Source organism: Xylanimonas ulmi, assembly GCF_004216535.1.
Taxonomy (GTDB): domain Bacteria; phylum Actinomycetota; class Actinomycetes; order Actinomycetales; family Cellulomonadaceae; genus Xylanimonas; species Xylanimonas ulmi.
This window is the reverse complement of sequence record NZ_SGWX01000001.1, coordinates 2,271,509-2,296,157: the sequence shown is the minus strand read 5'-3', so window position 1 is coordinate 2,296,157 and position 24,649 is coordinate 2,271,509. Positions and strand designations below refer to the sequence as shown.

The window sequence follows — 24,649 nt, the reverse complement described above, 5'->3', positions numbered from 1 at the left end:
ACAGTGGGCTCAAAGATCGCGAAGGGGCGAATTGATGCGACGACTGCTCAGGCCGGGTGGCTCCCGGCGGGCGCACCTGAAGACCTTGCGGCGGGCGACGGCTGCGGGCACGGCCGGCGTGCTGCTCGCGGGAGGCCTGCTGACGACGGCGGGACCCGCGGCCGCCGCCTCGGCCCACACGCCGGCCGGCGTCGGCCGAAGCGACCAGGACGGGCGCGTGCCCGAGGCGTGGGCGACCGGCGAGGACGCCGGACAGCCGGCGCCGGACTCCCGTTGGGAGTCGGTCGTCGCGCTCGACTTCGAGGACGGCGAGACCGGCTTCGGCGCCGACGGCGGCGCCCTCGCGGTGGTCGACGACCCGCGCGGCGCCGGGCTGGTCCTGGAGACGACCCGCACCGCCGACTGGCACGGCCTGCAACTGCCCGGCGACCTGTTCACGCCGGGCGGCACGTACCGCCTCACGGCCGACGTCTCCTACCTCGACGGGCCGTCGTCATCGCTCGACATCCGTTTCGTGGGCAGCCCCGGCTTCGACTGGATCGGCAACCAGGATGTCGCGCTGGGCGACTGGGCGACGGTCAGCGGCCAGTGGCAGGTCCCGGCCGACGGCGCCGACCACGTCCGCCTGGTCGCCGGCGCCGGCCTCGACGCGGAGCACGCCTTCCTCGCCGACGGCGTGCGCGTGGAGCGCTACGTCGGCGCCGCGACCGAGCCGGAGGACGAGTTCGAGGCCGAGCTCGTCCACACCTGGGACTTCTCCGACGACGCCGACCTGGCGAACGTCGAGGCGTTCGGTGGTGTGGCGATGCGCCGTATCCCGAGCCCGGACGGGCAGGGCGACGTCCTGGCGGTCGAGCGCGGCGACGACGACTGGCGCGCCCCGGTGTTCGGCGAGGGCCTCACGCAGCCCGGCGCCCTGTACCGCCTGGACGTGACGGCGCGCACGGACGAGCGCGCCGACGCCCACCGCATCGAGTTCCGCGCCATGCCGGGCTTCGGCTACGCCGCGGGCGGGGACATCGCGGCGGACGTGTGGACCACGGTCTCGACGACCTGGCGTGCGGGCGCCACGCCGGCCATGATGGTCCAGGCCGCGGGCACGGGTCCGTTCACCTACTTCCTCGACTCCGTGGAGCTGTGGCGCGTCGAGCCGGCCCCGGCGGTCGACGAGGACTGGGAGTTCGACGGGCTGGCATTCGACTTCGAGGACGGTGCGCAGGGCTGGTTCGGCCGCGACGCCTCGGGCGTGGGCCCGGTGCTCGAGCACGTCTCGCCGGGCGCCGACTCGCAGGGCGCGATCCGCATCTCCGGGCGTGGCAACCAGGGCGACGGCCCGATGCTCGACGTCGTCGACCTGCTGGCGCCGATGACACGCTTCGAGTTCGAGGCCGACATCCGGTTCGTCGACCACGCGGCGGGCGGCGGCGAGATCACGCTGTCGTCGCAGACGGGCGCGAGCACGTTCACCAACCTGGTGCAGAACATGGCGGTCGGCAACGACTGGACCCGCGTGGCGGGCGAGTTCATGATGCCCGCGTTCACGACCATGGCGAACCTCTACTTCGAGACGCCGTGGCAGGCGGGCGCGACGGGCGACACCACGGCCTTCGAGGTCGACAACGTCCGCATCGGCCTGCCCGCCCCGCTCGAGTGGGAGCGGGACCTGCTGCCGCTTCAGGCCACGCTGCCCGGGATCGCGACCGGCGTCGCCGTCGACTCGCGCGAGCTGCACGGCGAGCACGCCGAGCTGCTGCTGCACCACTTCAACCACCTCGTGGGCGAGAACCACATGAAGCCCGAGGCGTGGTACGACGGGGCGGGCGCCTTCCGCATGCACCCCGAGGCCGTCGAGATGCTCGACTTCGCGCAGGAGCACGGCCTGACCGTCTTCGGCCACGTGCTGGTGTGGCACTCGCAGACCCCGGCCTGGTTCTTCGCGGGCGACGACGGCGAGGAGCTGCCCAACACGCCGCAGGGCCAGGAGGAGATGCTGCGCCGCATGCGCGAGCACATCGGCCGCGTCGCCGGTGCGATCGCCGAGCGCTACGGTCCGTTCGGCTCGCCGACCAACCCGGTCTCCTCCTACGAGGTGGCCAACGAGGTCGTCGCGAACAACAGCGTGCAGGCCCAGGTCGCGGGCGGGCTGCGGCCCAACTCGCCCTGGACGCGCATCTTCACCCCGTACGAGGGCAGCGAGCACACGCACGACCGCTTCCTGATCGAGGCGTTCCAGGCGGCCGACCACTACCTCAACGGCGTGCACCACGTCAGCGGCACGCCCCAGGCTCCGGCGTCGGGCGACGACCGCATCACGCTGTGGGTCAACGACTACAACACCGAGCGCGGTCTGGTCCGCCCCGACAACGAGGCGACCAAGCGCTGGCAGTTGCTGGAGCTGACCAACCGCCTGCTCGACGCCGGCGCGCCGGTCGACGGCGTCGGCCACCAGTTCCACGCGGGGCTGGAGTGGCAGGTCGAGGGCCTGCGGTACGCGCTCGAGCTGTTCGCCTACGACAACGGCTGGGTCAACGCGCCCGTGCTGCAGGCGGTCACCGAGGTCGACGTGACCATCCCGCCGTCGCAGGTCGGCGAGGCCGGGCTCATCGCGCAGGGCCACTACTACCGCCAGGCCTTCGACATCATCCGTGAGCACCAGGTCGCCCACGGCGACGTCGACACGGTCACGATCTGGGGTCTGACGGATGGGCGGTCGTGGCGCGCCGCGCAACTGCCGCTGCTGTTCAACGACGACCTGACCGCCAAGCCGGCCTTCTTCGGGGCGATCCAGAACCACCACATCCTCACGGACGCGACGGGCCTGCCCGAGCGCCCCGACGGCGGTGACTGGTCCGTGCCGCCGCTGGAGACGGTGGTGCAGGAGGGCTACGCCTTCGGCGCCGACATCGCGCTCGACGACGCGTCGTTCGACGCCCCGGCCTGGGGCCAGCTTCCCGCGCACGCGCTGAGCCAGGGCGCCGGGCAGTTCCACCTGCGCTGGACGCCCGAGCACGTCACCGTGCTGGCGAACGTCAACGGCCTGTGGAACGCCGAGTTCGGTCAGCCGTACTCGCTGCAGGTCGTCCTGGGCCAGAGCACCGCCGTCGTCGCCTCGGACGGCACGGTGAGCGGTGACGCGGACGCGATCGTCCGCGGCCGCGCCGACGGCTTCGACGTCATCGTCCAGGTCCCGCACGACGGCGTCACCGAGGGCGACCGCGTCGAGTTCGACGTGCGCCGGGTGGACGACTCGGGCCGCAACCACGGCTCGTGGGCGCCGGTCGGCGAGCCGGGCCAGGTCACCTTCGTCGAGCCGTTGAGCTTCGTCGAGATTCCGCGCACACCCGTGCGTCCGCAGGTCGACGGCGAGATCGACGACGCCTGGGCGGCCGCGGCCACCATCCGCACCGAGACGCGGGTGGAGGGCGCCGCCGACGGCGCACAGGCCGACGTGCGCACGCTCTGGTACGACAACGGCCAGTACGCCACGCTCTACCTGCTGGTCGAGGTGGCCGACCCGGTCATCGACACCACGAGCGCCAACAGCCACGAGCAGGACTCGGTCGAGGTCTTCGTGGGCCTGGCCGACCGTGTCCCCGGCGGCCACCACCTGCCGCTGTACGACGCGCAGTTCCGCGTCTCAGCGGCCGGTGACGTGTCGTTCGGCCAGGGCGACACGCAGATCCAGGCCGAGCGCCTGACCTCGGCGGCGCGCGTCGTCGAGGGCGGGTACGTCGTCGAGGTCGGGATCCGCATGTCGACCGGCACCGGCCACCAGGCCGGTCAGTGGAACGACTCGCTGTCGGGTCTGGGCTTCTTCCACGGCTTCGACGTGCAGGTCAACGACGCCTCGGGCGCCGGGACCCGCACGGCGGTCCACTCCTGGGGCGACCCGACGGGCGCCTCGTTCCAGAGCACCGCGCGCTGGGGCGTCGCCCTGCTGGGTGACCTGCCCGAGACGGCGCCGGAGCCCGAGGTCCCGGCGTACGACGCCTGGGAGGCCGAGCGCGTGTACGTCGCCGGAGACCGGGTCGTCTTCGACGGGCGTGTGTTCGAGGCGCAGTGGTGGACGCAGCGCCAGGAGCCGGGCGCGAGCCCGTGGTGCTCCTGGATGGAGCTGGGCGCCGTGGTCACCACGCACGACGGGCAGGACGTGCGCGCGTGGACGGCGTCGTGGGTGTTCACCGGAGGTGAGGTCGTCGAGCACGAAGGTCAGCTCTGGCGGGCCCGCTGGTGGACGCGCAATCAGACTCCGGGCGACCCACACGGCCCCTGGGAGAGGGTCGGGTCGGCCGGGTAGCGGGTGATCGGCAGGGGCTCGTGGGGGACCGCCCGGGCCTTTGCCCCACTCGCGATGTGGCCGCGTCGGCCGCGGACCGCGCTGCGCGCGGGACGTGGCCGGCGCGGCCGCGGCGCGTCAGCGAAGGGCCGCGCCCACGCCGCCCGCTGCGCCGGTCGGGGTGCGGGCCCGCGCACGCCGACCATCGAGCGTGAGCCGAGCACCACGACCCCCGCGCCGACCACGACGACTCAGGTCGAGACGCTGTCGAAGCGCGCGTCCGGGCGGTGGGGCGGTGTGGGTGAGATCCGGGTGGGCCTGAGTCGGTCCGCGGGCGTGGTGCGCTGCGGTTTCGCGGGGATCGGGCCGCGTCCAGACGCCGAGACGCTGCTGGCAACCGTTGTCGAAAAGGTTTTCTGACCCTACTCTCGCCCAGGGGCGCACAGGTGTGCCCGCTGAGTGTCCGTCGCACGGCGGACCGGTCGCAAGGGAGCGATAGATGAGAATCTTCCGGGCGCGAGGCGGGCGCGGACGCGCACTCCTCGCGGGACTCACGGCGGGCGCGCTCGCCGCGAGCGCAGCGGTCACCGCGCTGGTGGCCACGAGCGCGCCGGCGGCAGCCGCCGACACCGTCGTGCTGAGCAGCGACTTCGAGGGGGCCAGTCCCGCGCCCTGGTCCGGCCGCGGGGCGAGCGCCGCACTCGACGCTGACGCGCACACCGGCGCCCAGGCGCTCAAGATCACCGACCGGACCACCGGGTGGAACGGCGCCCAGGTCGACGTGAGCACGCTGTTCACCCGCGGCGAGTACCACGTCACGGGCTGGGTCAAGCTCGCCGCTGGCGAGGCGCCCACCCAGCTCAACTTCGGCGTGAACCAGCCGGGCGCCGCCAACGAGTACCCGTGGGTCGGATCGCGGCTCGACGTGACCGACAGCGCGTGGGTCCAGCTCGACGGCTACTACACCGTGCTGCCCGAGACGCCCCCCACGATCCTGTACGTCGAGTCGGCCTCGGCGACCGCCTCCTTCCTGCTCGACGACGTCCAGGTCACCGCGCCGTCGTCGGCGACCACCATCGCCGCCGCGGACTTCGACGACCAGACCCTCGGCACGGGCCTGGCACAGTCGGGCGGCTCCGACGGCACACTGACCTTCGCTGCGCAGGACACCGGCTACGCGCTGTCCGTCAACGGCCGGTCCGCGGACTACGTGGGCCTGCAGACCACCCCGGGCCTGCTCGTCCCCGGGTCGACCTACACGGTCTCGGCGCGCCTGCGCCTGGCCGAGGGCACACCGTCGACGAACGCGCGCTGGGTGAGCTACCACGACGCCGACGGCTCAGGGAACTACGGCTGGATCGGCGACACCACCATCACGGCCGACGGCTGGACGACCATCTCGGGGCAGTGGACGGTCCCGGCGAACGCCGACCCCGCGACCACCAAGGTCTATCTCGGCACCGCCGACATCTCCGGCCTCGCCTCCTACACCTATCTGGTCGACGACGTCGAGGTCACGACGCCCAGCTCGCCGTCGGTGGGCCCGGAGCCGGGAACCGTCCTGGTCGACACCGACTTCGAGGACTCCACGGCGCAGGGCTGGACCCCGCGTCAACCCGACACCACCGCGCCCGCGCTCGACGTCGTGGCCGGCGGCGCGGACGACACCGCGCGCGCCGCGCAGGTCTCGGGCCGCGACTCCGACGGCGACGGGCTGCAGTACGACGTCACCGGCGCCGGGGTCTCGGGCGCGACTCTCGAGTTCGAGGCGTGGGTGCGGTTCGCCGAGGGCGCGCCGGCCGGTGAGATGACGCTGTCGGCGCGCACCGTGCGCACGGGCGCCGACGGCGCGGGCGCCGAGTCGTTCTCGAACCTCGCCGCCATCACCACCGCGCGCAACGACGGGTGGGTCAAGGTCGGCGGCCAGTTCACCATGCCGACCTACGACACGGCGGCCGAGCTGTACTTCGAGACGAAGTACAACAGCGGGAACGTGTCGACCTTCCTCGTCGACCAGGTCAAGGTCTGGGTGCCGCAGCCTCCGGTCGTCGACACGTCGCTGACCCCGCTCAAGGACACCATCGACATCCCGGGCCTGGGCGTGGCCATCGACTCGCGCGAGACCACAGGCAACGCCGCCGAGCTGCTGCTGCACCACTTCAACCAGATCACGCCCGAGAACCACATGAAGGTCGAGGCGTGGTACGACGCCGACCACCACTTCGTGCGCAACCCCGAGGCGACGTCGCTGCTCGACTTCGCCCAGGCCAACAACCTGCGCCTGTACGGGCACGTGCTGGTGTGGCACAGCCAGACGCCCGACTGGTTCTTCCAGCGGGACGACGGCACGCCGCTGACCTCGTCGCCCGACGACCAGCAGTTCCTGCGCGAGCGCCTGCGCACGCACATCTTCGACGTGGCCGCCTCGATCGCGGGCGACTACGGCCCGTTCGGCTCGGACACCAACCCCCTGGTGGCGTTCGACGTCGTCAACGAGGTGGTCTCGGACGCCGCGGACACCGACGACGGCCTGCGCCGCAGCGCCTGGTACGCGGTGCTCGGCGAGGAGTACATCGCCGACGCGTTCGCCTACGCGGACGAGGCGTTCAACCAGCAGTACGCCGCGGCCGGGACCGACCGCCCCGTCAAGCTGTTCATCAACGACTACAACACCGAGCAGCAGGGCAAGCAGGACCGCTACTACGCGCTCGTCGAGCGCCTGCTGGCGGCGGGTGTGCCGGTCGACGGCGTGGGCCACCAGTTCCACGCGTCGCTGACCACGCCGATCGCCTCGCTCGACGCGGCGCTGACCCGGTTCTCCTCGCTGCCGGTCGTCCAGGCGGTGACCGAGCTCGACGTGACCGTGGGGACCCCGGTGACCCAGGCGGCCCTCATCCAGCAGGGCCACTGGTACGCCGACGCGTTCGACGTCTTCCGCGCCCACGCCGACGACCTGTACTCGGTCACGGTCTGGGGGCTGACCGACAACCGGTCGTGGCGCTCGGCGCAGGCGCCGCTGCTGTTCGACGCGGGACTGCAGGCCAAGGAGGCCTATTTCGGGGCGTCGGGCGGCGAGGTGAGCCCGCTCATCACCGCGGCCAACGTGTTCGGCGGCGACGTGCCGCTCGACTCGGCGGCCGGCGACGCCGTCGAGTGGCGCAACCTGCCGGCGCAGCAGCTGACCAACAGCGCCGGATCGTTCGTGCCGCGCTGGACGCCGGATCACCTCACGCTGCTCGTCACGGTGGCCTCGGACTCCTCCGACGCCGTCGAGGTGTCCTACGACGGCGCCGCCTACGCCGTCACCCGCGCGGGCGACGTGTCGGGCGGCGCGCAGGGCGTCGTCCTTGACGACGCGGGAGACGGCTGGCGCGCCGTGCTGCACGTGCCGCTCAGCGACGTGGTGGCGGGCGACTCGGCTCAGCTCGACGTGCGCGCCACGGCCGGCGGCGACGTCGTCGGCGCCTGGAACAGCCCCGGCGAGACCGGCACGCTGACGTTCCTGGAGGACCTGTCGACGGTGGACGTCGCCGAGGCGACGGACCAGGCGCCCGTCGTGGACGGCGTCGTCGACGACGTCTGGTCGCGCGCGCAGGTCGTGCGCACCGGCAGGACCGTCGAGGGGGCCGCCGACGGCGCCTACGCCGACGTGCGCACGCTGTGGAAGGGCGACGACACCCTGTACGTGCTGTACGAGGTGACCGACCCGGTCATCGACCTGAGCTCGGGCGACCCCTGGAACCAGGATTCGGTCGAGCTCTTCCTTGACCTGGGCAACGCCAAGTCGGGCGGGTACGGGCCCACCGACGCGCAGATGCGCATCTCGGCGGACAACGTCACCTCGTTCGGCACCGGCGACGCCGGGGCGCAGGCGGCCCGCCTCACCTCGGCCACCACGCGCACCGACACCGGGTACGTCGTCGAGCTGGCCGTGACCCTGCGGGGTCAGTCGGGCGGCCAGGACGACGTCGCGCTCGGCGGCGCCGAGACGTTCCAGGGCCTGGACTTCCAGGTCAACGACGGGCGTGGCGGCGCGCGGTACGCGGTGCACACGTGGGCCGAGCCGACCGGGACGGGCTACCAGACCACCGCCCGCTGGGGTGTGGGCCACCTGGTGGCCTCGGCGCCGACGGCGCCGCAGCCCCCGCTCACCGGCGACCAGCTCACCGCGGCCAACCGCGGCAAGGTCAAGGCCGACGACGTCGTGCGCGCCGGCGGCTCGATCGCGCTGAGCACCGGCGTCAAGAGCGCCGACCTCGACGTGTGGCTCTACTCCGACCCGATCTCGCTCGGCACGGTCACGGTGGGCAAGAACGGCAAGGCCACCGTGCCGCTGCGCGCCGACGTCGAGCCCGGCGCGCACCGCGTCGCGGTGTTCCGCGCCGACGGCACGCTCGTGGGCTGGGACGACGTCACCGTCGTCGGCGCGACCGCGTCGGGGGTGAGCGTCACGGCGCCGGCCATCTCGGGCAAGGCCCAGGTCGGATCCACGCTCTCGGCGTCCCCGGGGACGTGGGCCTCGCCCGACAAGCTGACCTACCGCTACCAGTGGCAGCGCGACGGCAAGGACGTGGCCAAGGCGACGGGCTCGACCTACACGCCGACCAAGGCCGACGTCGGACACGCGCTGATCGTCGTGGTCACCGCGACGGCTCGGGGCTACGAGCCCGTGTCGGCGGTGTCGGGCGCGGTGAGCGTGAAGGACAAGCCGGGCAAGCCGTCGACGCCGAACAAGCCGTCGAAGCCCGGCAAGCCGTCCGACCATGGCAAGCCGTCCGACCATGGCAAGCCGTCCAAGCCCGGCAAGCCGACCGGTCACGGCGCGCCGTCCGGCCACGGGATCTCGTTCCCGGGTGGCGGGCGCACCGCGACGTGCCAGCTGCGGTGACGCGTCGCCTCGTGCGCGCCGCCTGATCCGCCGAGTGGCCTGCGGCCTGTGGGAACCCGTGTCCCGCAGGCCGCAGGCCGCAGTCGTGAGCGGTCCTGGCAGGCCTCTCACCAGCGCGGACGCCGGGGGACAGGCAACCGTGCAGTATGGGCCGTCAGCCCCCGTCGTGACAAGCCTCGCGTGTTATGGTCCGACCACTGGTGGGTCCAGCGTCGCCCGCTCGTGGGGCGGACGCGCCGCGGCCGGACAACGCAACTACGCTGACTCACGACCGCAAGGCACACCCGGCCATCCGTTCCTAAAGGAGTACCCGTGGCTAGCATCGAAGCCGTTGGCGCCCGCGAGATTCTTGACTCGCGCGGCAACCCCACCGTTGAGGTCGAGGTCGTCCTGGACGACGGCACGTTCGCGCGTGCCGGCGTGCCGTCGGGCGCCTCGACGGGCGCCTTCGAGGCCGTCGAGCTGCGTGACGGCGACAAGAGCCGTTACCTCGGCAAGGGCGTGGAGCAGGCCGTCAACCACGTCATCGACGACATCGCCCCCGAGCTCATCGGCTACGACGCCGAGGAGCAGCGCCTGATCGACCAGACGCTGATCGACCTCGACGGCACCCCGAACAAGGGCAAGCTCGGCGCCAACGCCATCCTCGGCGTCTCGCTCGCCGTCGCCAAGGCCGCCGCCAAGTCGGCCGGCCTGGACCTGTTCCGCTACGTCGGCGGCCCGAACGCCCACGTGCTGCCGGTCCCGATGATGAACATCCTCAACGGCGGCTCGCACGCCGACTCGACCGTGGACTTCCAGGAGTTCATGATCGCCCCGATCGGCGCGGCCACCTTCAAGGAGGCCCTGCGCTCGGGCGCCGAGGTCTACCACGCCCTCAAGTCCGTGCTCAAGGCCAAGGGCTTCGCGACCGGTCTCGGCGACGAGGGCGGCTTCGCCCCCGACCTGCCCTCCAACCGCGCCGCCCTTGAGCTGATCATGGAGGCGATCGAGAAGGCCGGCTTCAAGCCCGGCGCCGACATCGCCATCGCCATGGACGTGGCCGCGACCGAGTTCTTCAAGGACGGCGCGTACCGCTTCAAGAACGGCGAGGTGCACTCGACCGCGGACATGATCGCCCTCTACTCGCAGATGGTCGCGGACTTCCCGATCGTCTCGATCGAGGACCCGCTGTCCGAGGACGAGTGGGCCGCCTGGACCGCGTTCGTCACCGAGGTCGGCGACAAGGTGCAGGTCGTCGGCGACGACCTGTTCGTCACCAACCCCGAGCGTCTGGCCCGTGGCATCGAGGAGAAGTCCGCCAACTCGCTGCTGGTCAAGCTCAACCAGATCGGCACGCTGACCGAGACGCTCGACGCCGTCACGCTCGCGCAGCGCAACGGCTTCACCACGATGACCTCGCACCGTTCGGGTGAGACCGAGGACACCACGATCGCCGACCTGTCGGTGGCCACCAACGCCGGCCAGATCAAGACCGGCGCTCCGGCCCGTGGCGAGCGCATCAACAAGTACAACCAGCTCCTGCGCATCGAGGAGGCCCTGGACGAGGCGGGCGTGTACGCCGGCCGCAGCGCCTTCCCGCGCTTCAAGGGCTGAGAGAACCCCCCCGGTGGTTGAGCCTGTCGCAACCACCCCCTCCGGTGGTTGAGCCTGTCGAAACCACCTGACGGCGGCCCGCCCGCCCGCGAGGCAGCGAGCTCGACTTCGAGCCCTGCGCCCCGTGGGTGGGCGGGCCGCCGTTCGCGCGCCCGCCTGCGCCATCCGGCGCCGTGACGTGCGACTCGTCGCGGGGCGCGCCGTGGAGCGTCCCCCGAGGCGGGGGACAGGGTCGGCAGAATCAGGGCGTGGCTGCTCGTCGTCCTGTCTCGCCCTCCGCCCCGCGCCCGGCATCGCGGCCCGGAGCGCGCGGGGGCGCCCCGGGCCGAACCGCGGGCCGCGCGCCGTCGCAGCCGAAGACGGCGGGACGCGGCGCCGCGGCGCGTCCGGCCACCCCGCGTCCACGCGTGACCGCCAACGGGTCGGTGCCGGCGTCGGCCCGCGGCGCCGGGGCACGGGCGATCCTCAACCGGCCGGGCGGGCCCGACCGCGACGCGCGCCGACGGGCGCACAACGGGCTGGTGCTCCCCGAGGTGCTGACCGTTCGCCTCCTGGTCCTGTCGGTCGTGGTGCTCATCGCCGCGGTGCTGCTGGTGCCGACCGTCCACGCCGCGGTCCAGCAGTCGATGGAGCTGCATCAGCTGCGCGGCGAGCTCAGCGAGCGGCAGGCCGAGGCCGACCACCTGCAACAGCAGCTCGACCGGTGGGACGATCCGGCGTACATCGAGGGTCAGGCCCGCGGCAAGCTGCAGTTCGTCATGCCGGGCGACCACGTGTGGCGCACCATCGGCGGCGACACGGTGGTCGACGACGTCGATCCGTCGACCGGCAAGCCCGTCGACGCCGGCGTGGTCGGCACGCAGGCCGGCTCCGACGCGCCCTGGTACGCGCAGGTGTGGGACTCGGTCCAGGTCGCGGACGGCCCGGCGCGCGCCGCGGGGCAGGACGGCGCTGAGGACGAGTCCGCGGACGGCGCTGAGGACGGCGCCGCCGATGACGGCGCACCTGGCGACTTCGACGGCGAGGCGCCGTCTGAGACAATCGGGCAGTGAGCAACGGCCCCGCGACCCCCGGCCCCACCACCCCCAGCGCGACCCCCGGCGCCGAATCCGGCGGCTCGGGCGAGGTCCCCTCGATCGCCGTGGTCGCCTACCCCGTCCCCGCGGATCCGGCCGAGGCGAGTCCCGCCGACCTGGACACCCTCGCGCAGCAGCTCGGTCGCCCGGCGCGCGGCGTCGCCGGCATCGCGGCGCGGTGCGTGTGCGGCCGCCCGCTCGTGGCGCGCACCGTCCCACGCCTGCCCGACGGCACGCCGTTCCCCACGACGTACTACCTCACGCACCCGGGCGCGGTGGCTGCGGCCTCGACGCTGGAGGCGCGCGGGGTGATGAGGCAGATGTCGCAGCGCCTGGTCGAGGACGCCGAGCTCGCCGCGGCCTATCGGCGCGCCCACGAGTCCTACCTCGCCGACCGCGAGGAGCTGGGCCACGTCGAGGAGATCGACGGCATCTCGGCCGGCGGAATGCCCACACGCGTCAAGTGCCTGCACGTGCTCATGGCCCATGCCCTCGCGCGCCCGGGCGTCAACCCGCTGGGCGACGAGGCCCTCGCCCTCGTCGCGGACGCGTGGCGGCGCGACCGCTGCACGTGCTGAGGCCGACGTGACGCCGTCGCACGAGCACCCGCTGCCCGGTTCCCACCCGCTGCCCGGCGCCCACCCGCTGCCCGAGGAGCACCTGGCCCACAACGAGCGCGCCGGAGCGCGCCGTTCGGACGCGATCGCCGCCGGCGTGCGCGCCCACCTCGGCGCCGCCGCATCCGCGTGGACGGCGCTCGACTACGGCTGTGGTCCGGGGCACGTGGGCCTGCGCCTGACCGACACGTTCGCGCGCGTCGTGCTGGCCGACGTCGACCCGGACGCGCTCGGCGCCGCGCGCGCCGCCGCGCAAGGCCACCCACGCGTCGAGGTGCGTGAGGTGGACCTGACGCGGGAGGTTCCCGCCGACCTGCACGCCGACGTCGTCGTCTCCAGCATGTCCTGGCACCACATCCGCGACCTCGACGCCGTCGCCGACGCCGTCGCACGCGTGGCCCCGGGCGGGCGGCTGTTCGTCGCCGACCTCGACGCCGACGGCGGCGCGTTCCACCGCGACCACCCGTCGTTCGACGGCCACGACGGGTTCGAGCGCGGCGCGCTCGCCGACCTGCTCGCGGGGCACGGCTACGCCGACCTCGCGGTCGAGGACGCGTGGCGCGGCGAGCGGTACACGAGCGTGGGGCTGACGCCGATGAGCCTCTTCCTGCTCACGGCGCGGATCCCGGGGTCGCGCGATCGGTGACACCCCGGTGCGGGCGCCTCGGCGCCGCCCCGAGTGGCGCGAGCCACCACTGCGCATCCACCGCCGCGCCGAACCGTCGGGCGGCGGCGCGGCCAGCGGGGTGGGGGAGTGGGTGAGGGGTGAGAGGGTGGGGCGCGTGACTTCTGCTCCCTCCGCTCGCCGGGTCGCCGCGGTCGACTGCGGCACCAACTCCCTCCGCCTCCTGGTGGCCGACGTCGGCGCCGACGGCTCGCTCAGCGAGGTCGCGCGCCGCACCACGATCGTTCGGCTGGGCCAGGGCGTCGACCGCACCGGCGAGCTCGCGCCCGACGCGCTGGAGCGCACCTTCGCCGTGACGCGCGAGTACGCGCGCGTGCTGTCCGACGCGGGCGCGCAGGCCGTGCGGTTCGTCGCGACGTCGGCCACACGCGACGCGCGCAACCGCGAGGCGTTCTTCGCCGGGATCCGTGAGGCCATCGGGGTCGAGGCCGAGGTGGTCTCGGGCGACGAGGAGGCCCAACTCTCGTTCACCGGCGCCACGGGCGCTGTGAGCGTCGCGCACCCCGGCCCGTACCTGGTGGTCGATCTGGGCGGCGGGTCGACCGAGCTCGTGCTGGGCGACGCCGCGCCCGAGGCCGCGCTGTCGATGGACGTCGGCTCGGTGCGACTGACCGAACGGCACCTGCACTCCGACCCGCCGACCGCGGCCGAGGTCGCCGCCGCCCGCGCGGACGTGCGCGCGGCGCTCGACGCCGCGGCCGCCGTCGTGCCGCTGGGTCGCACCACGACGCTGGTCGGCCTCGCCGGGTCTGTCACCTCGATCACCGCCTACGCGCTGGGGCTGCGCGCCTACGACCGCGACGCCGTCGACGGGACCGTGCTCGCCGTCGACGAGGTGCTGGCGGCGTGTGACCGACTGCTGGCGATGACCCGCGCGGAGCGGCTCGCGCTCGGGTTCCTGCAGCCGGGCCGGGCCGACGTGATCGGGGCCGGCGCCGTGATCTGGGCTGAGGTGATCGGACGCGTGCGCGACGCCGTCGCCGCGGGCGGCGGCGAGCTGACCCACGTGGTCACGAGCGAGCACGACATCCTGGACGGCATCGCGCTCTCGGTGCGCTGAGGCACGCTCCCGCGCGCACCCGAGTGTGCGCGACACGCCGCTTGCGCGTCAGACAGTAGTGCGGTGTGCGTAGTAGCGTCGGTCCCGCTGACACCCGGGAGGGACCTATGGACACCACCCAACTGCTCAAGGGCGTGCTCGACGCCGCCGTGCTCGCCGTCGTCGCCGACGAGGACGGCTACGGCTACGACGTCGTGCGGCGCCTGCGCGCGCAGGGCCTGCACGACGTCGGTGACGCCTCGGTCTACGGCACGCTGCGGCGGCTGTACTCGGCGGGCGCGCTGACGAGTTACGTGCGCCCCTCGGACGAGGGCCCGCACCGTAAGTACTACGGCATCACCCCGTATGGGCGGGAGATGCTCGGCACTCAGCGCAAGGAGTGGCAGGAGTTCGCCGTGACGCTCGGCGGCCTGCTCGGCACCGGAAGGAACGAGGCGGCGTGATGACCACCGAGACGTTGCTCGACGCGCACGTGCGCGGCTATGCCCAGGCCGTGCGGCTCCACCTGGCCGACCTCGGCCCCGACGTCGTCGAGGACCTGACCGACGGGCTGGACGCCGACCTCGCCGACGCGCTCGCCGACCGGCTCCCGCCGGCGCCCGACGACGGCGACGACGTCGTCCTCGACCTCGCCGTGGTCTTCGGACCGGCGGCGCAGTACGCGGCCGACCTGCGCGCGGCGGCGGGTCTGCCGCAGGCCGCGCCCGCGCGTCGTCGGGGCCGGACGCGTGAGCGCCTCGCGGCCGCATCGCGCTCCGCCCGCGACACGTGGGCTCGCGCGTGGGCGCCGGTCACCTCGACCGCGGGGTGGGCGAGCCTGCGGGGCGCGCTCGGCGACCTCACACCCGTCTGGTGGGTCGCACGCGGCTGGGTGCTCGGCTCGGCGGCCGCCGCGCTGATCGACGGATCCGCGTTCTCACTGGTGCCGGTCGCGCCGTCCGACCTGGTCACTCAACTCGTCGCGGTCGCGATCAGCGTCCAGTGGGCGCGGGGCCGATGGATGCCGTGGCGGTGGATGCCGCGACTGGCGACCGTCGCGTCCGTGCTCGCGATCGTCGTCGCGCTGCCGCTCGCCGCGCAGACTCGCGACCGGTTCGTCCACACGGCGGGATCGGGTGACGGCGGGTACTCGCAGGGCTGGAACGACGGGTTCGCCTCAAGCCAGGTCGGGCTCGGCTCGGGACTCGGCCCGGGCCAGGGAGACGGCGTGTGGGTCGACGGCATGCAGATCTCGAACCTGTTCGCCTACGACGCGCAGGGGCTCCCGCTGCGCGACGTCCAGATCTTCGACGACAGGGGTCGGCCGGTGCGCACCGTGACGCGCGACGCCCAGGACTCTGAGTGGGCCGTGCCGGACGTCGACGGCCAGTGGATCTTCCGTCCCGGCCTGGCGACCGACGGTCGCGAGCGCTGGAACGTCTACCCGCTGCGGGCGTTCGCGAGCACAGACATGGCGTTCGACGAGAAGACCGGCGAGTTCGGGCCTGTCGTGGGCGCGCGGCCGCAGACCATGCCGTGGCCGTTCCTCCAGGCGCCGACGGTGATCGCGGACGAGAGGACGCCGGGCGAGAAGGCCCCAGCCGACGACGCGCCGGACGCGCCCCGTGAGGCCGATCAGCCCGAGGCCGAGCAGACGCCGCCCGCGCCGACGCCGTCCGCGCCGACCGCCTCCGACTCGTCGGCCCAGGCCTCGCCTGCCGCAGGCGCTGGCGCTCAGGAGCGGGAGCAGGGCGCGAGCGAGGTCGCGACGAGGTGAGCGCTCGCGCGCCGGGGGTTCGGCGTCAGCGCCCCCGAGACGCGCGCGTCACGCGGTCCGACGCTGGCGGGCGACGACGGCGAGGATTGCGCCCGTCACGGTGAGGATCGCCGCCAGCGCCGTCGCGAGCACGGCTGGCGCGCCCGTGACAGGAAGCCGCGCGGTGACCGAGCCCACGAGGCTCGCGGTGTCGTCCACGTCTCCGTCCTCCGCGGGGGCGCCGTCGTCGCCCTCGTCCGCGCCGTCGTCCTCGTCCATGTCGTCCTCGTCCATGTCGTCGTCGCCCGTGCCGACCTCGCCCGTGCCGTCCTCGCCCGTGCCGTCCTCGCCCGTGCCGACCTCGCCTGCGTCGTCGTTGGGGTCGTCCTCGGTGGGAAAGTACCCGGCGGGGCCGTCGTCGTCGGGGTCGTCCTCGGTGGGGAAGTACCCGGCGAGGCCGTCGTCGTCAGGGTCCGCCACGGGGTAGTCGCCCTCGGGGACCGCGGCGCCCTTGTCCGCGTCGTCGGTGTGCGCCGTGTTGACCACGACGACGCTGACGATGGTGTTCTCGCCGATGACGAAGCTCGCTCCGTTCTCCTGCGGCTCACCGTCGATCATCAGAACGGGATCGGCCCACGTGACCCCGGCGATCTGTGGGATGTCGATCTCCCTCAGGGTCACGACGGCGCCGGCTCGCAGCATGGGTCCGCTGACGAGCGTGCCGTCGAGCGGGAGTCGGAGCGTCCCGGTGTGGGTGGCGCCGTCGTCGTGGCGGTGGGTGTACTTGAGCGTGAAGACGGTGTGGGGCGGCACGGCCGCGGAGGCCACTCCGGTCAGGGTCTTGCGCGCGGCGAAACTCCCGTCGACGCATCCGAACGGGGCGGGGCCGATCCAGGGGAAGGCGTGGAACTCGTGGCCCTCGCCGCGTGTGGTCAGGTCGCCGCCCACGAGCACGCGGCCGTTGGCGCTCGTGTGGAACACGACGTCGGCCTGGGGAGCGAGGACCGAGCCGATCCACTCGCTGGTGCCACCCATCGTGAGGCGCGCGGTCGAGGCGAAGTTCCACAGGATCCGTGACGCGGCGTCTCCCAGGGTGGCGTGCTGGTCGGCGGCGCTGCCGTTGAGCGTCACACTGGTCAGAGCCAGGGTGACGTCCGTGTGGCCGACGACGTTGACGACGACGGGCGCGTCCTGTGGGATTCCGATGAACTGGAGCTCGGTCGCGCCGGTGAGCTCGGCGGCGTCGATCGTGAACGCCTGCAGTGTGGTGTTGCTGGGATCGGTGCTGGTGAACCGCCTGATTCGCGCCGCGTCCCAGTTCACGCCATCCACGCGCCCGGTGTCGGGCGCCGCTGCCAGGGCCTGCGAGGCGTCCTTGATGACCTCGTGGTAGTCGTGCCAGGGCGCGAGCGCGCCGGCGCCCATGCTCCCGGTCAGGGCTCCGCCGTTGGTCTCGACATCGCCGCCCCCCACAACGGACCCGCCGACGTTGACGGCGCCGCCGCCGGCGATGCGGGCCCCGACGCTGAGGGTCACACCGGAATCCACATCGACGTCTCCGCCCACCTGGAGCATGAGGTGGCCGCCCGGGGGTGTGATCTGCGACCCCGCGCCCACCGTGCCCAGGTTGAAGGTCCGGGCGCTGTCGCGGTACTGCTCGAAGCGGGCGGCTCCGCGGATGACGTGCAGTCCCTCGCTCTCGGCGGCGCCGCCCGTCGCGAGGAAGTCGCCGCCCGCGAACACCGAGACGTTCGAGTCGATGAACGTCGGCGGGAGTTGGCTGATGCCGGGCATGTCTCCCGGGGCTGGGCACGCTCCGGGCGCCGCTGCGGCGGACTGCGCCCATGGCCCGGCGACCAGCGCCACGGAGCCGGCCAGCCCGAGTGACGCTGACAGGAGGGCTGAGACGGGGCGACGGGATCGCTTCGGGGTGTGTGACGCGGCGTCGGGCCGGGCGGGCATGGGAACTCCGGAGTCGGGCGATGCGCACCGGGTGGCCCCGATGCCGCCCTCGAAACTACGGAGTGTCACATCCTCCAGGCGGCTTTCGACGTCGCGGGCGCTGCTGCGATGGCGCGAGGGCTGTTTGTGGGCGTGGATCGATCCGGGGTGGCGCGCATCGCTCGACGGCGAGGGCTCTGAGTGATCCTGAAGACGTTTGACGTCGGGACCAAAGTCCCGACGTAGACTCTGATCTATGCCTCAGAACGACCTGACCTCGGTCACCCCTGCCCAGAAGGCGACCGGGTCCGCCCGACCCCGTAAGGTGCCGCGCATTGTGGTGCTCGGCGGCGGGTCCGTCGGGCTCTACGTGGCCCGGCGCCTGCGCAAGAAGCTCAAGAAGAGCGACGCTGCGATCGTCGTCGTCGACCCCCGTCCGTACATGACCTACGCGCCGTTCCTGCCCGAGGCGGGTGCGGGCTCGATCGAGGCCCGCGACGTCGTCGCGCCGCACCGCTGGGCGCTCAAGGGCGTCGACGTGCTGCAGGGCAAGGTCACCGCGATCGACCACGGCGACAAGCGCGTCACCATCCAGCCCGAGGCGGGCGAGTCGTATGAGGTCACCTACGACGAGCTCGTCGTCGGCCTCGGCTCGGTCTCGCGCACGCTGCCCATCCCGGGCCTGGCCGAGACGGCGATCGGCTTCAAGAACGTCGAAGAGGCCATCGCCGTCCGCAACCACGTGCTCAACCGCATGGACGTCGCGTCCTCGACGTGGGACGCGGACCTGCGCAAGCGCATGCTGACGTTCACGTTCATCGGTGGCGGCTTCGCGGGCGTCGAGGCGATCGCCGAGATCGAGGACATGGCCCGGTACGCGACGCGCAACTACGCGACGATCGACCCCTCGGACCTGCGCTTCGTCATGATCGAGGGCTCCGGCCGCATCCTGCCCGAGGTCTCCGAGCCGATGGGCGAGTGGGCTCTGGAGGAGATGAAGAAGCGGGGCATCGAGTTCCACCTCAACACGTTCCTCAACTCGTGCGTCGACGGTCACGTCACGACGTCGACGGGTGTGGAGTTCGACTCCGACACGATCGTGTGGACCGCAGGCGTCAAGGCCAACCCGGTGCTCAAGGAGGCCTCCGACCTGCCGATCGACAGGCTCGGCCGCGTCATCGTGCTCCCGACGCTCCAGGTCGCCACCGAGGACGGCGAGGTTGTCCCCGACGCGTGGTCGGCCGGTGACTGCGCCGCGGTGCCCGACGTGCTCAACCCGGGCAAGTTCTGCCCGCCCAACGCCCAGCACGCGATCCGCGAGGCCAAGCGCCTGGCCGACAACATCGCCGCCAAGCGCGCGGGCAAGCAGGTCGAGGAGTACGCGCACAAGAGCGTCGGCGTGGTCGCCTCGCTCGGCCTGTACAAGGGCGTCGCGGAGCTGTTCGGCTTCCTCAAGCTGCGCGGCTTCCTCGCGTGGGCGGCCCACCGCAGCTACCACGTGCTCGCGATGCCGACGGGCAACCGCAAGATCCGCATCGTCATCGGCTGGATCGGCCAGTTCCTGATGGGCCGCGAGATCATCTCGCTCGGCTCGGTGCACGACCCGCGCGACGAGTTCCGCAAGGCGGCCGTGCCGCCGGCGCCCGCCGGGACGAAGGTCGAGCAGAAGGCCGAGTCGTCGGCCGAGACCGCCGCCGAGGGCAAGGTCGTCGAGTCGTCGCCGGCGACGAAGTGAGCCGCATGAGGTGAGCCCGGCGCGCCGGGTTCCGTAGGCTTCAGGGGCGTCGCACGTTCGCGTGCGGCGCCCCTGGCGTCGTCGGGCCGCGTGCCCGACGACGTCGCCGCCCCCGTAGCCCAATTGGCAGAGGCAGCCGGCTTAAACCCGGCACAGTCCGGGTTCGAGTCCCGGCGGGGGCACCGAGGTCTGATGGACGGCGGCCTCTGCCTGATAGACCGTTGCCTGAAGCAATGAAACCTTGTATCATGCGGAGCATCCCCACCGCTCCACAGGAGGCCTTGGCGTGTCCCCACGCGACGAACCGAACAAGACAGCCATCTACGCCACCGCCCTGACCGCGTTCTTCGCCATCGCCGGGATCGGCGTCGTCGACCCGATCCTGCCCGTCATCGGCGCGGAGATCGGCGCGACGACGTGGCAGATCGAGTTGCTGTTCACCGCGTACGTCGCCGTCATGGCGATCCTCATGATCCCGGTGACCATCTCGACCGGACGCTTCGGCTACAAGAAGGTCCTGGTCACGGGCGTCAGTGTGGTCGCGGTCGCCGCGATCCTCGCCTCGCTCGCCGGCACGATCGGCTCGCTCGCGGCGCTGCGCGGCCTGTGGGGCGCGGGCAACTCGATGTTCTTCGTCACCGCGATGGTGCTGCTCATCTCGCTGGCCCGCGACCGCGAGTGGGTCGTCGAGCTGTACGAGACGTGCCTCGGGCTCGGATTCGCGCTCGGCCCGCTGATCGGCGGGCTGCTGGGGCAGATCTCGTGGCGCGTGCCGTTCTTCGCGTGCGGCGTGTTCATGATCGGCGCGCTCGTCATCGCGCTGACCAAGCTCAGCGACCCCCCGCAGCGCCCCGCGCCGCTGACCGTGCGCCGCGCCTTCGCCGCGTTCCGCCGCCCGGCCTTCGTGATCGTGTCGATCGTCGTGGCGACCTACAACTTCGTGTTCTTCACGGTGCTCGGCTTCGGCCCGGTCGCCCTGGGCCTCGACATCGTGCCGCTCGGTCTGGTGTTCACCGGGTGGGGCGCGGGCCTCGCGGTCGGCATCCTCGTCATCGGGCGCCGCCTGACCCAGCGCATCGGCGCCGTGCCCACACTGGGCGCCGCGTTCGTGGTGCTGGTCGCGACGCTCGTCGGGCTGGCGCTGTCTCCCGCGACCTGGTTCTCGATCGCGATGCTGGTGGTCGCGGGCCTGTGCATGGGCGTGACCAACGCGAACATGACCGACCTGGCGCTGGCCACGGGTGACCCCGAGCGTCGCGTCACGACCGGCGCGTTCAACCTCGTCCGATGGGGCTTCGCCGCCCCCGCCCCGGTGGTCTCGGGCCTGCTCGCCGAGCACGTGGGCTTCGCGGCGCCGTTCTGGGTCGCGGCCGCCGTGCTCACAGCCGGCGTCGTGGTGCTCGCGGTCTTCGCCCGCCGGATCACCGCCGCCGCGGCCACCGACGACCCGCACCCCACTACCGCCGACCAGTCCGCGCCGGCGCTGGCCACGAGGTAGCCGGGCCACAGGGTCACGGCGCGGGCAGGGGACGCCAACCGTCGGGGTCAGGGCCGCCCGGGAGGTCGGTGTCGCCCGCGTACGGGCTGCGGGTGAAGCAGAACGTGCCGACGTCGAGCGCGACCGTCCTCCCGTCGCGCTCGACGGGGCGCAGCGTCTCACCCAGCCAGTAGCCGCCCTCGACGCCAACCCACTCGCCGGCGCCCGCGCGCGCGAACGCGGTGCCGCGCCCGCCGCGCGCCGTCAACTCCAACAGCCCGCCGCGCCGCAGCCGCACGGTGTAGGGCGCCGGGCCCCAGTACCAGGTCCCGGTCAGCGCGAGCGCGTCAGCGGCGGCGTCGTCGGGCGCGGTGGGCGCCGGGCGCGGCGCATGAGCGTCGAGCACGTCGAGCAACGCCACGGGGTCATAGGCGCCGGCGGTCGACGACGAGCACATCGCGACGACGTCGCCCGTCTCGACGTCGGCGCGCAGCGCCGCCTGGAATCCGGGCACCGACCCGCCATGCCCCGCCGTCCGTCGTCGTCGCCCCGGCTCCAGGCCGTCCTCGTCCGGGCTGACGTCGCGCGCGGCGCCGATCGCGTCCCCGGCCCCGTGCTCGCAGTCCCAGACCATGACGCCGAGGCCGTAGGCCGCCGTCCACGCCGCCCCGGGCTCGTCGCGCAGCGCGCGCGGCGCACACATGCGCCGTCGCGCGGCGACCGGGAGCACCGCGTCGTCGGACGCGGACCAGGCGCCGTCCGGTCCCGCCGCCACCAGCCACGAGCCCAGGCGCGCGAGGTCCGACGGCGTCGACCAGACCTCGCCCGCGGCGCCCATCACGCCGTAGTCCGCCACGGGCTCGGCGTGGACCAGGTCGGCGTGCGGGTGCACCGCGAACCCGGCCACGCGCGGGCCGGTCGGCACGCGCGCCGTCGAGGTCATGCCCAGCGGCTCCCACACCTCGGCGCGCAGCACCTGGTCCCACGGGCGGCCGTGGACCTGCTCGAGCAGCCGCCCGAGCACCGCGAAGCCCAGGTTCGAGTAGTGGAACCGCTCGCCGGGCGGGGTGATCGGCCGGTGCCGGGCCACCTCGTCCCACGTGCGACCACCCGCGCGCTCCCACCAGGGCCCGTCGGGCTCGGCGGGCAGCCCCGCGGTGTGCGAGAGCACCTGCGCGAGCGTCGCGTCGGGCGCGGGGGCGTCAGGCAGGTGCGCGCCGACGGCGTCCTCCAGCGTGAGCGCTCCCGCGTGCGCGAGACGCAGCACGCTCACCGCGACCATGGTCTTGGTGATCGACCCGATGCGGAAGGCGTGCTCGGGGCCGACCGGCCCGCCCGAGGCGTCCGCGACGCCGTCGGCTGCGGCCCAGACCACCTGCCCGCCGCGCGCCACGGCCGCCGACGCCGCGGGCAGGCGCCCGGCGCGGCGCTGGGCGGCGAGTGCAGATGTCAGGGCGTCACAGGCGGGCGAGGGCAGGCTGGTTCGGCTCACCGGGGCAGGGTATGCCGCGAGCCGGCCACCCGCGCAGGGCGCGGCGTGACCGGCTCGCGGGCCGACATGACGCGCTGCTCAGGCGTCGCGGCGCTTGACGACGACCGCCGCCGCCACGATCAGCACCGCGGTGTAGGCGCACAGCACCGCGAGCCCGGGCCATGCGTCGAACAGCGGGAGGCCGCCGTCGCCGCTGCCGTCGGTGAAGGCCGTGATGACGCGCTCGCCCGCCGAGCTCGGCAGCCACTTGTTGATGTTCTCGGCCCACGCGGCGCCCGTGGCGCCGGCGATGGTGCCGATGATGGTCGGCGCCAGGAAGAACAGCGCGACCACGGTGACGATCGCGCCCGGGGTGTTGCGGACGAGCGCCCCGACGGCCACCGCGAACAGCGCGACGACCGTGACGTACAGCGGCGTGCCCAGCAGCGAGCGCAACTGCTCGCTGTCGGACAGGTCGACCCCCAGGTCGTGCGAGGACAGCACGGGGTGGGTGACCAGAAGTGCGATCGCGGTCGAGGCGGCGACGGTCACCAGGATGACCACGGCGACCACGGTGAGCTTGGCCCACAGCACGGGCAGCCGCGTGGGCGCCGCGGAGAACGTCGCGCGGATCATGCCGGTCGAGTACTCGCCGGTCATGACGATCGCGCCGAGCGAGGCGGCGACCAGTGCGCCGAACGAGTAGCCCGCGACGACGAACGTCGTCGGAGGGATGCCGCCCGTCTGCTCCACGCTGGCGCTCGCCTCCGGGTTGCCGGACACGAAGCTGGTGAACGCGAGCGAGAAGAGGAGCGCGAATCCGATCATGATCACCACGGTCGTGCCCAGCACCCACCAGGTGGAGCGCAGGCTCCACAGCTTGCGCCACTCGGAGCGCAGCAGGTGGGGGAAGGTGACCCTCGCGTCGGCGAACGGCGAGGCGAACGTGGGGCTGGCGGTGGACACGGCGCTCATCGCTGGCCTCCGTTGGTCGTGGTGGCGAGGTGGTGGTCCGTGTGCGTGGGGTCGCCGGTGCGGTACTCGACCGAGTCGGCGGTCAGCTCCATGTAGGCCTGCTCAAGGGTCGAGGACACCGGGGTCAGCTCGTGCAGCACGACGCCTGCGGTCAGCGCGAGCTCGCCGATCGCGCTCGCCTCCAGCCCGGTGACCTCCAGGACGTCGGCCTGTGCGTCGGGCCCGACGACGACGCCGCCCGCGCGCCGCAGCGCGTCGGCCAGCACGTCGGCGCGGGGTGAGCGCACGCGCACCGAGCGGCGCGAGGCGCTCTCGGTGAACTCCTGGACCGAGGAGTCGGCGAGGATGCGGCCCTTGCCGATGACGATGACGTGGTCGGCGGTCAGGGCGACCTCGCTCATCAGGTGCGAGGACAGGAACACCGTGCGCCCTTGGCCCGCGAGGTAGCGGGCCAGGTTGCGCACCCACAGCACACCCTCGGGGTCGAGCCCGTTGACCGGCTCGTCGAGGATGAGCGTGCTCGGGTCGCCCAGCAGCGCCGAGGCGATGCCCAGCCGCTGGCCCATGCCGAGCGAGAACCCACCCACACGCTTGCCCGCGACCGACTCCAGGCCGGTCAGCTCGATCACCTCGCCCACGCGTGAGGCCGGCAGGCCGTGGGTCGCGGCGAGCACGCGCAGGTGCTGCTCGGCCGAGCGGCCCGGGTGCACCGCGCGCGCCTCGAGCAGCGCGCCCACCTCGGTCAACGGTGAGCGCAGCTGGGCGTAGGGGCGCCCGTTGACGCTCACCGCGCCGGCCGTGGGCCGGTCGAGGCCCATGATCATGCGCATCGTCGTCGACTTGCCCGCGCCGTTGGGCCCGAGGAACCCGGTCACGATGCCGGGCCGGACGGTGAAGGTGATGTGGTCGACTGCGGTCTTGGATCCGTAGCGTTTGGTCAGGCCATGTGCCTCGATCATGCGGTCGAGCGTAGATCCCCCGGGGCGGAAACCGATACCAGGGATGTCCCGGACACCGACCCTGGCTGATCGAGTGGACAAATTGTCAGCAGATGTCGCCGGCTCGTGGCGCATGACGACGAGTGCGGCCAGGATGGGAACTGGCCGGACCCCACCCG

General features: G+C 73.1%; 15 protein-coding genes and 1 tRNA gene. 12 read left to right on the top strand and 4 right to left on the bottom strand.

The window, feature by feature from the left end; genetic code table 11:
- Positions 1 to 34 precede the first annotated feature (34 nt).
- The 9 genes from EV386_RS10660 to EV386_RS10620 all read left to right on the top strand — a co-directional run bounded on the left by EV386_RS10660 (position 35) and on the right by EV386_RS10620 (position 15,954).
- A complete protein-coding gene (locus tag EV386_RS10660) occupies positions 35 to 4,297 on the top strand; it encodes an endo-1,4-beta-xylanase (protein WP_130414831.1) in 4,263 nt (1,420 codons plus the stop codon).
- A 478-nt stretch (positions 4,298 to 4,775) separates the two neighbouring features.
- Positions 4,776 to 9,164, top strand: coding sequence for an endo-1,4-beta-xylanase (locus EV386_RS10655; RefSeq protein ID WP_130414829.1), 4,389 nt, complete (start codon positions 4,776 to 4,778; stop codon positions 9,162 to 9,164).
- 312 nt (positions 9,165 to 9,476) lie between these two features.
- The gene (gene eno / locus EV386_RS10650; RefSeq protein ID WP_130414827.1) at positions 9,477 to 10,760 is read left to right on the top strand and encodes a phosphopyruvate hydratase; all 1,284 of its coding nucleotides are present in this window, start codon (positions 9,477 to 9,479) and stop codon (positions 10,758 to 10,760) included.
- Positions 10,761 to 11,167: 407 nt separating this feature from the next.
- Complete coding sequence (locus EV386_RS10645; protein ID WP_242607918.1) at positions 11,168 to 11,812, top strand: septum formation initiator family protein; 645 nt, start codon at positions 11,168 to 11,170, stop codon at positions 11,810 to 11,812.
- Positions 11,813 to 11,901: 89 nt separating this feature from the next.
- Positions 11,902 to 12,414, top strand: a complete 513-nt coding sequence (locus EV386_RS10640; RefSeq protein WP_130416882.1) for a DUF501 domain-containing protein — start codon at positions 11,902 to 11,904, stop codon at positions 12,412 to 12,414.
- 7 nt (positions 12,415 to 12,421) lie between these two features.
- Positions 12,422 to 13,099: a class I SAM-dependent methyltransferase gene (locus EV386_RS10635; RefSeq protein WP_165399891.1), complete on the top strand. Its 678-nt coding sequence runs from the start codon at positions 12,422 to 12,424 to the stop codon at positions 13,097 to 13,099.
- A gap of 136 nt (positions 13,100 to 13,235) precedes the next feature.
- Positions 13,236 to 14,198 carry a Ppx/GppA phosphatase family protein gene (locus EV386_RS10630; RefSeq protein WP_130414824.1) on the top strand — a complete coding sequence of 321 codons (963 nt, stop codon included), beginning with the start codon at positions 13,236 to 13,238 and terminating at the stop codon, positions 14,196 to 14,198.
- Between the two features lie 107 nt (positions 14,199 to 14,305).
- On the top strand, positions 14,306 to 14,641 hold the full coding sequence (locus EV386_RS10625; protein ID WP_130414822.1) for a PadR family transcriptional regulator: 336 nt from the start codon (positions 14,306 to 14,308) through the stop codon (positions 14,639 to 14,641).
- Entirely contained in the window at positions 14,641 to 15,954 is a 1,314-nt protein-coding gene (locus tag EV386_RS10620) for a hypothetical protein (protein WP_130414820.1), read from the top strand. The genes EV386_RS10625 and EV386_RS10620 overlap by 1 nt, the downstream gene beginning before the upstream one ends.
- A 48-nt stretch (positions 15,955 to 16,002) precedes the next feature.
- Here EV386_RS10620 and EV386_RS10615 read toward each other — a convergent pair whose 3' ends face one another.
- Positions 16,003 to 17,895: a choice-of-anchor A family protein gene (locus EV386_RS10615; protein WP_130414818.1), complete on the bottom strand. Its 1,893-nt coding sequence runs from the start codon at positions 17,893 to 17,895 to the stop codon at positions 16,003 to 16,005.
- Between the two features lie 235 nt (positions 17,896 to 18,130).
- Between EV386_RS10615 and EV386_RS10610 the strand changes: the two genes are divergently transcribed.
- From EV386_RS10610 to EV386_RS10600, 3 genes are all read left to right on the top strand, one after another.
- A complete protein-coding gene (locus EV386_RS10610) occupies positions 18,131 to 19,609 on the top strand; it encodes an NAD(P)/FAD-dependent oxidoreductase (protein ID WP_130414816.1) in 1,479 nt (492 codons plus the stop codon).
- Between the two features lie 108 nt (positions 19,610 to 19,717).
- A tRNA-Leu gene (locus tag EV386_RS10605) sits at positions 19,718 to 19,791 on the top strand.
- A 104-nt stretch (positions 19,792 to 19,895) separates the two neighbouring features.
- The gene (locus EV386_RS10600) at positions 19,896 to 21,107 is read left to right on the top strand and encodes an MFS transporter (RefSeq protein ID WP_130414814.1); all 1,212 of its coding nucleotides are present in this window, start codon (positions 19,896 to 19,898) and stop codon (positions 21,105 to 21,107) included.
- Positions 21,108 to 21,120: 13 nt separating this feature from the next.
- On the opposite strand, the gene EV386_RS10595 is transcribed toward EV386_RS10600, so the two are convergent.
- The 3 genes from EV386_RS10595 to EV386_RS10585 form a co-directional block, all read right to left on the bottom strand.
- Positions 21,121 to 22,578 (bottom strand): serine hydrolase domain-containing protein, encoded by a 1,458-nt coding sequence (locus EV386_RS10595; RefSeq protein ID WP_242607917.1) that lies wholly within the window; start codon positions 22,576 to 22,578, stop codon positions 21,121 to 21,123.
- Between the two features lie 78 nt (positions 22,579 to 22,656).
- Entirely contained in the window at positions 22,657 to 23,532 is an 876-nt protein-coding gene (locus tag EV386_RS10590; RefSeq protein WP_130414813.1) for an ABC transporter permease subunit, read from the bottom strand.
- Positions 23,529 to 24,491: an ABC transporter ATP-binding protein gene (locus EV386_RS10585; protein WP_130414811.1), complete on the bottom strand. Its 963-nt coding sequence runs from the start codon at positions 24,489 to 24,491 to the stop codon at positions 23,529 to 23,531. Before EV386_RS10585 ends, EV386_RS10590 begins: the two co-directional genes overlap by 4 nt.
- Between the last annotated feature and the right edge of the window lie 158 nt (positions 24,492 to 24,649).

Coding starts and splice junctions, on each gene's coding strand:
- EV386_RS10660 (WP_130414831.1), top strand. CDS start 35: ATGCGACGACTGCTCAGGCCGGGTGGCTCCCGGCGGGCGCACCTGAAG.
- EV386_RS10655 (WP_130414829.1), top strand. CDS start 4,776: ATGAGAATCTTCCGGGCGCGAGGCGGGCGCGGACGCGCACTCCTCGCG.
- EV386_RS10625 (WP_130414822.1), top strand. CDS start 14,306: ATGGACACCACCCAACTGCTCAAGGGCGTGCTCGACGCCGCCGTGCTC.
- EV386_RS10620 (WP_130414820.1), top strand. CDS start 14,641: ATGACCACCGAGACGTTGCTCGACGCGCACGTGCGCGGCTATGCCCAG.
- EV386_RS10615 (WP_130414818.1), bottom strand. CDS start 17,895: ATGCCCGCCCGGCCCGACGCCGCGTCACACACCCCGAAGCGATCCCGT.
- EV386_RS10610 (WP_130414816.1), top strand. CDS start 18,131: ATGCCTCAGAACGACCTGACCTCGGTCACCCCTGCCCAGAAGGCGACC.
- EV386_RS10590 (WP_130414813.1), bottom strand. CDS start 23,532: ATGAGCGCCGTGTCCACCGCCAGCCCCACGTTCGCCTCGCCGTTCGCC.
- EV386_RS10585 (WP_130414811.1), bottom strand. CDS start 24,491: ATGATCGAGGCACATGGCCTGACCAAACGCTACGGATCCAAGACCGCA.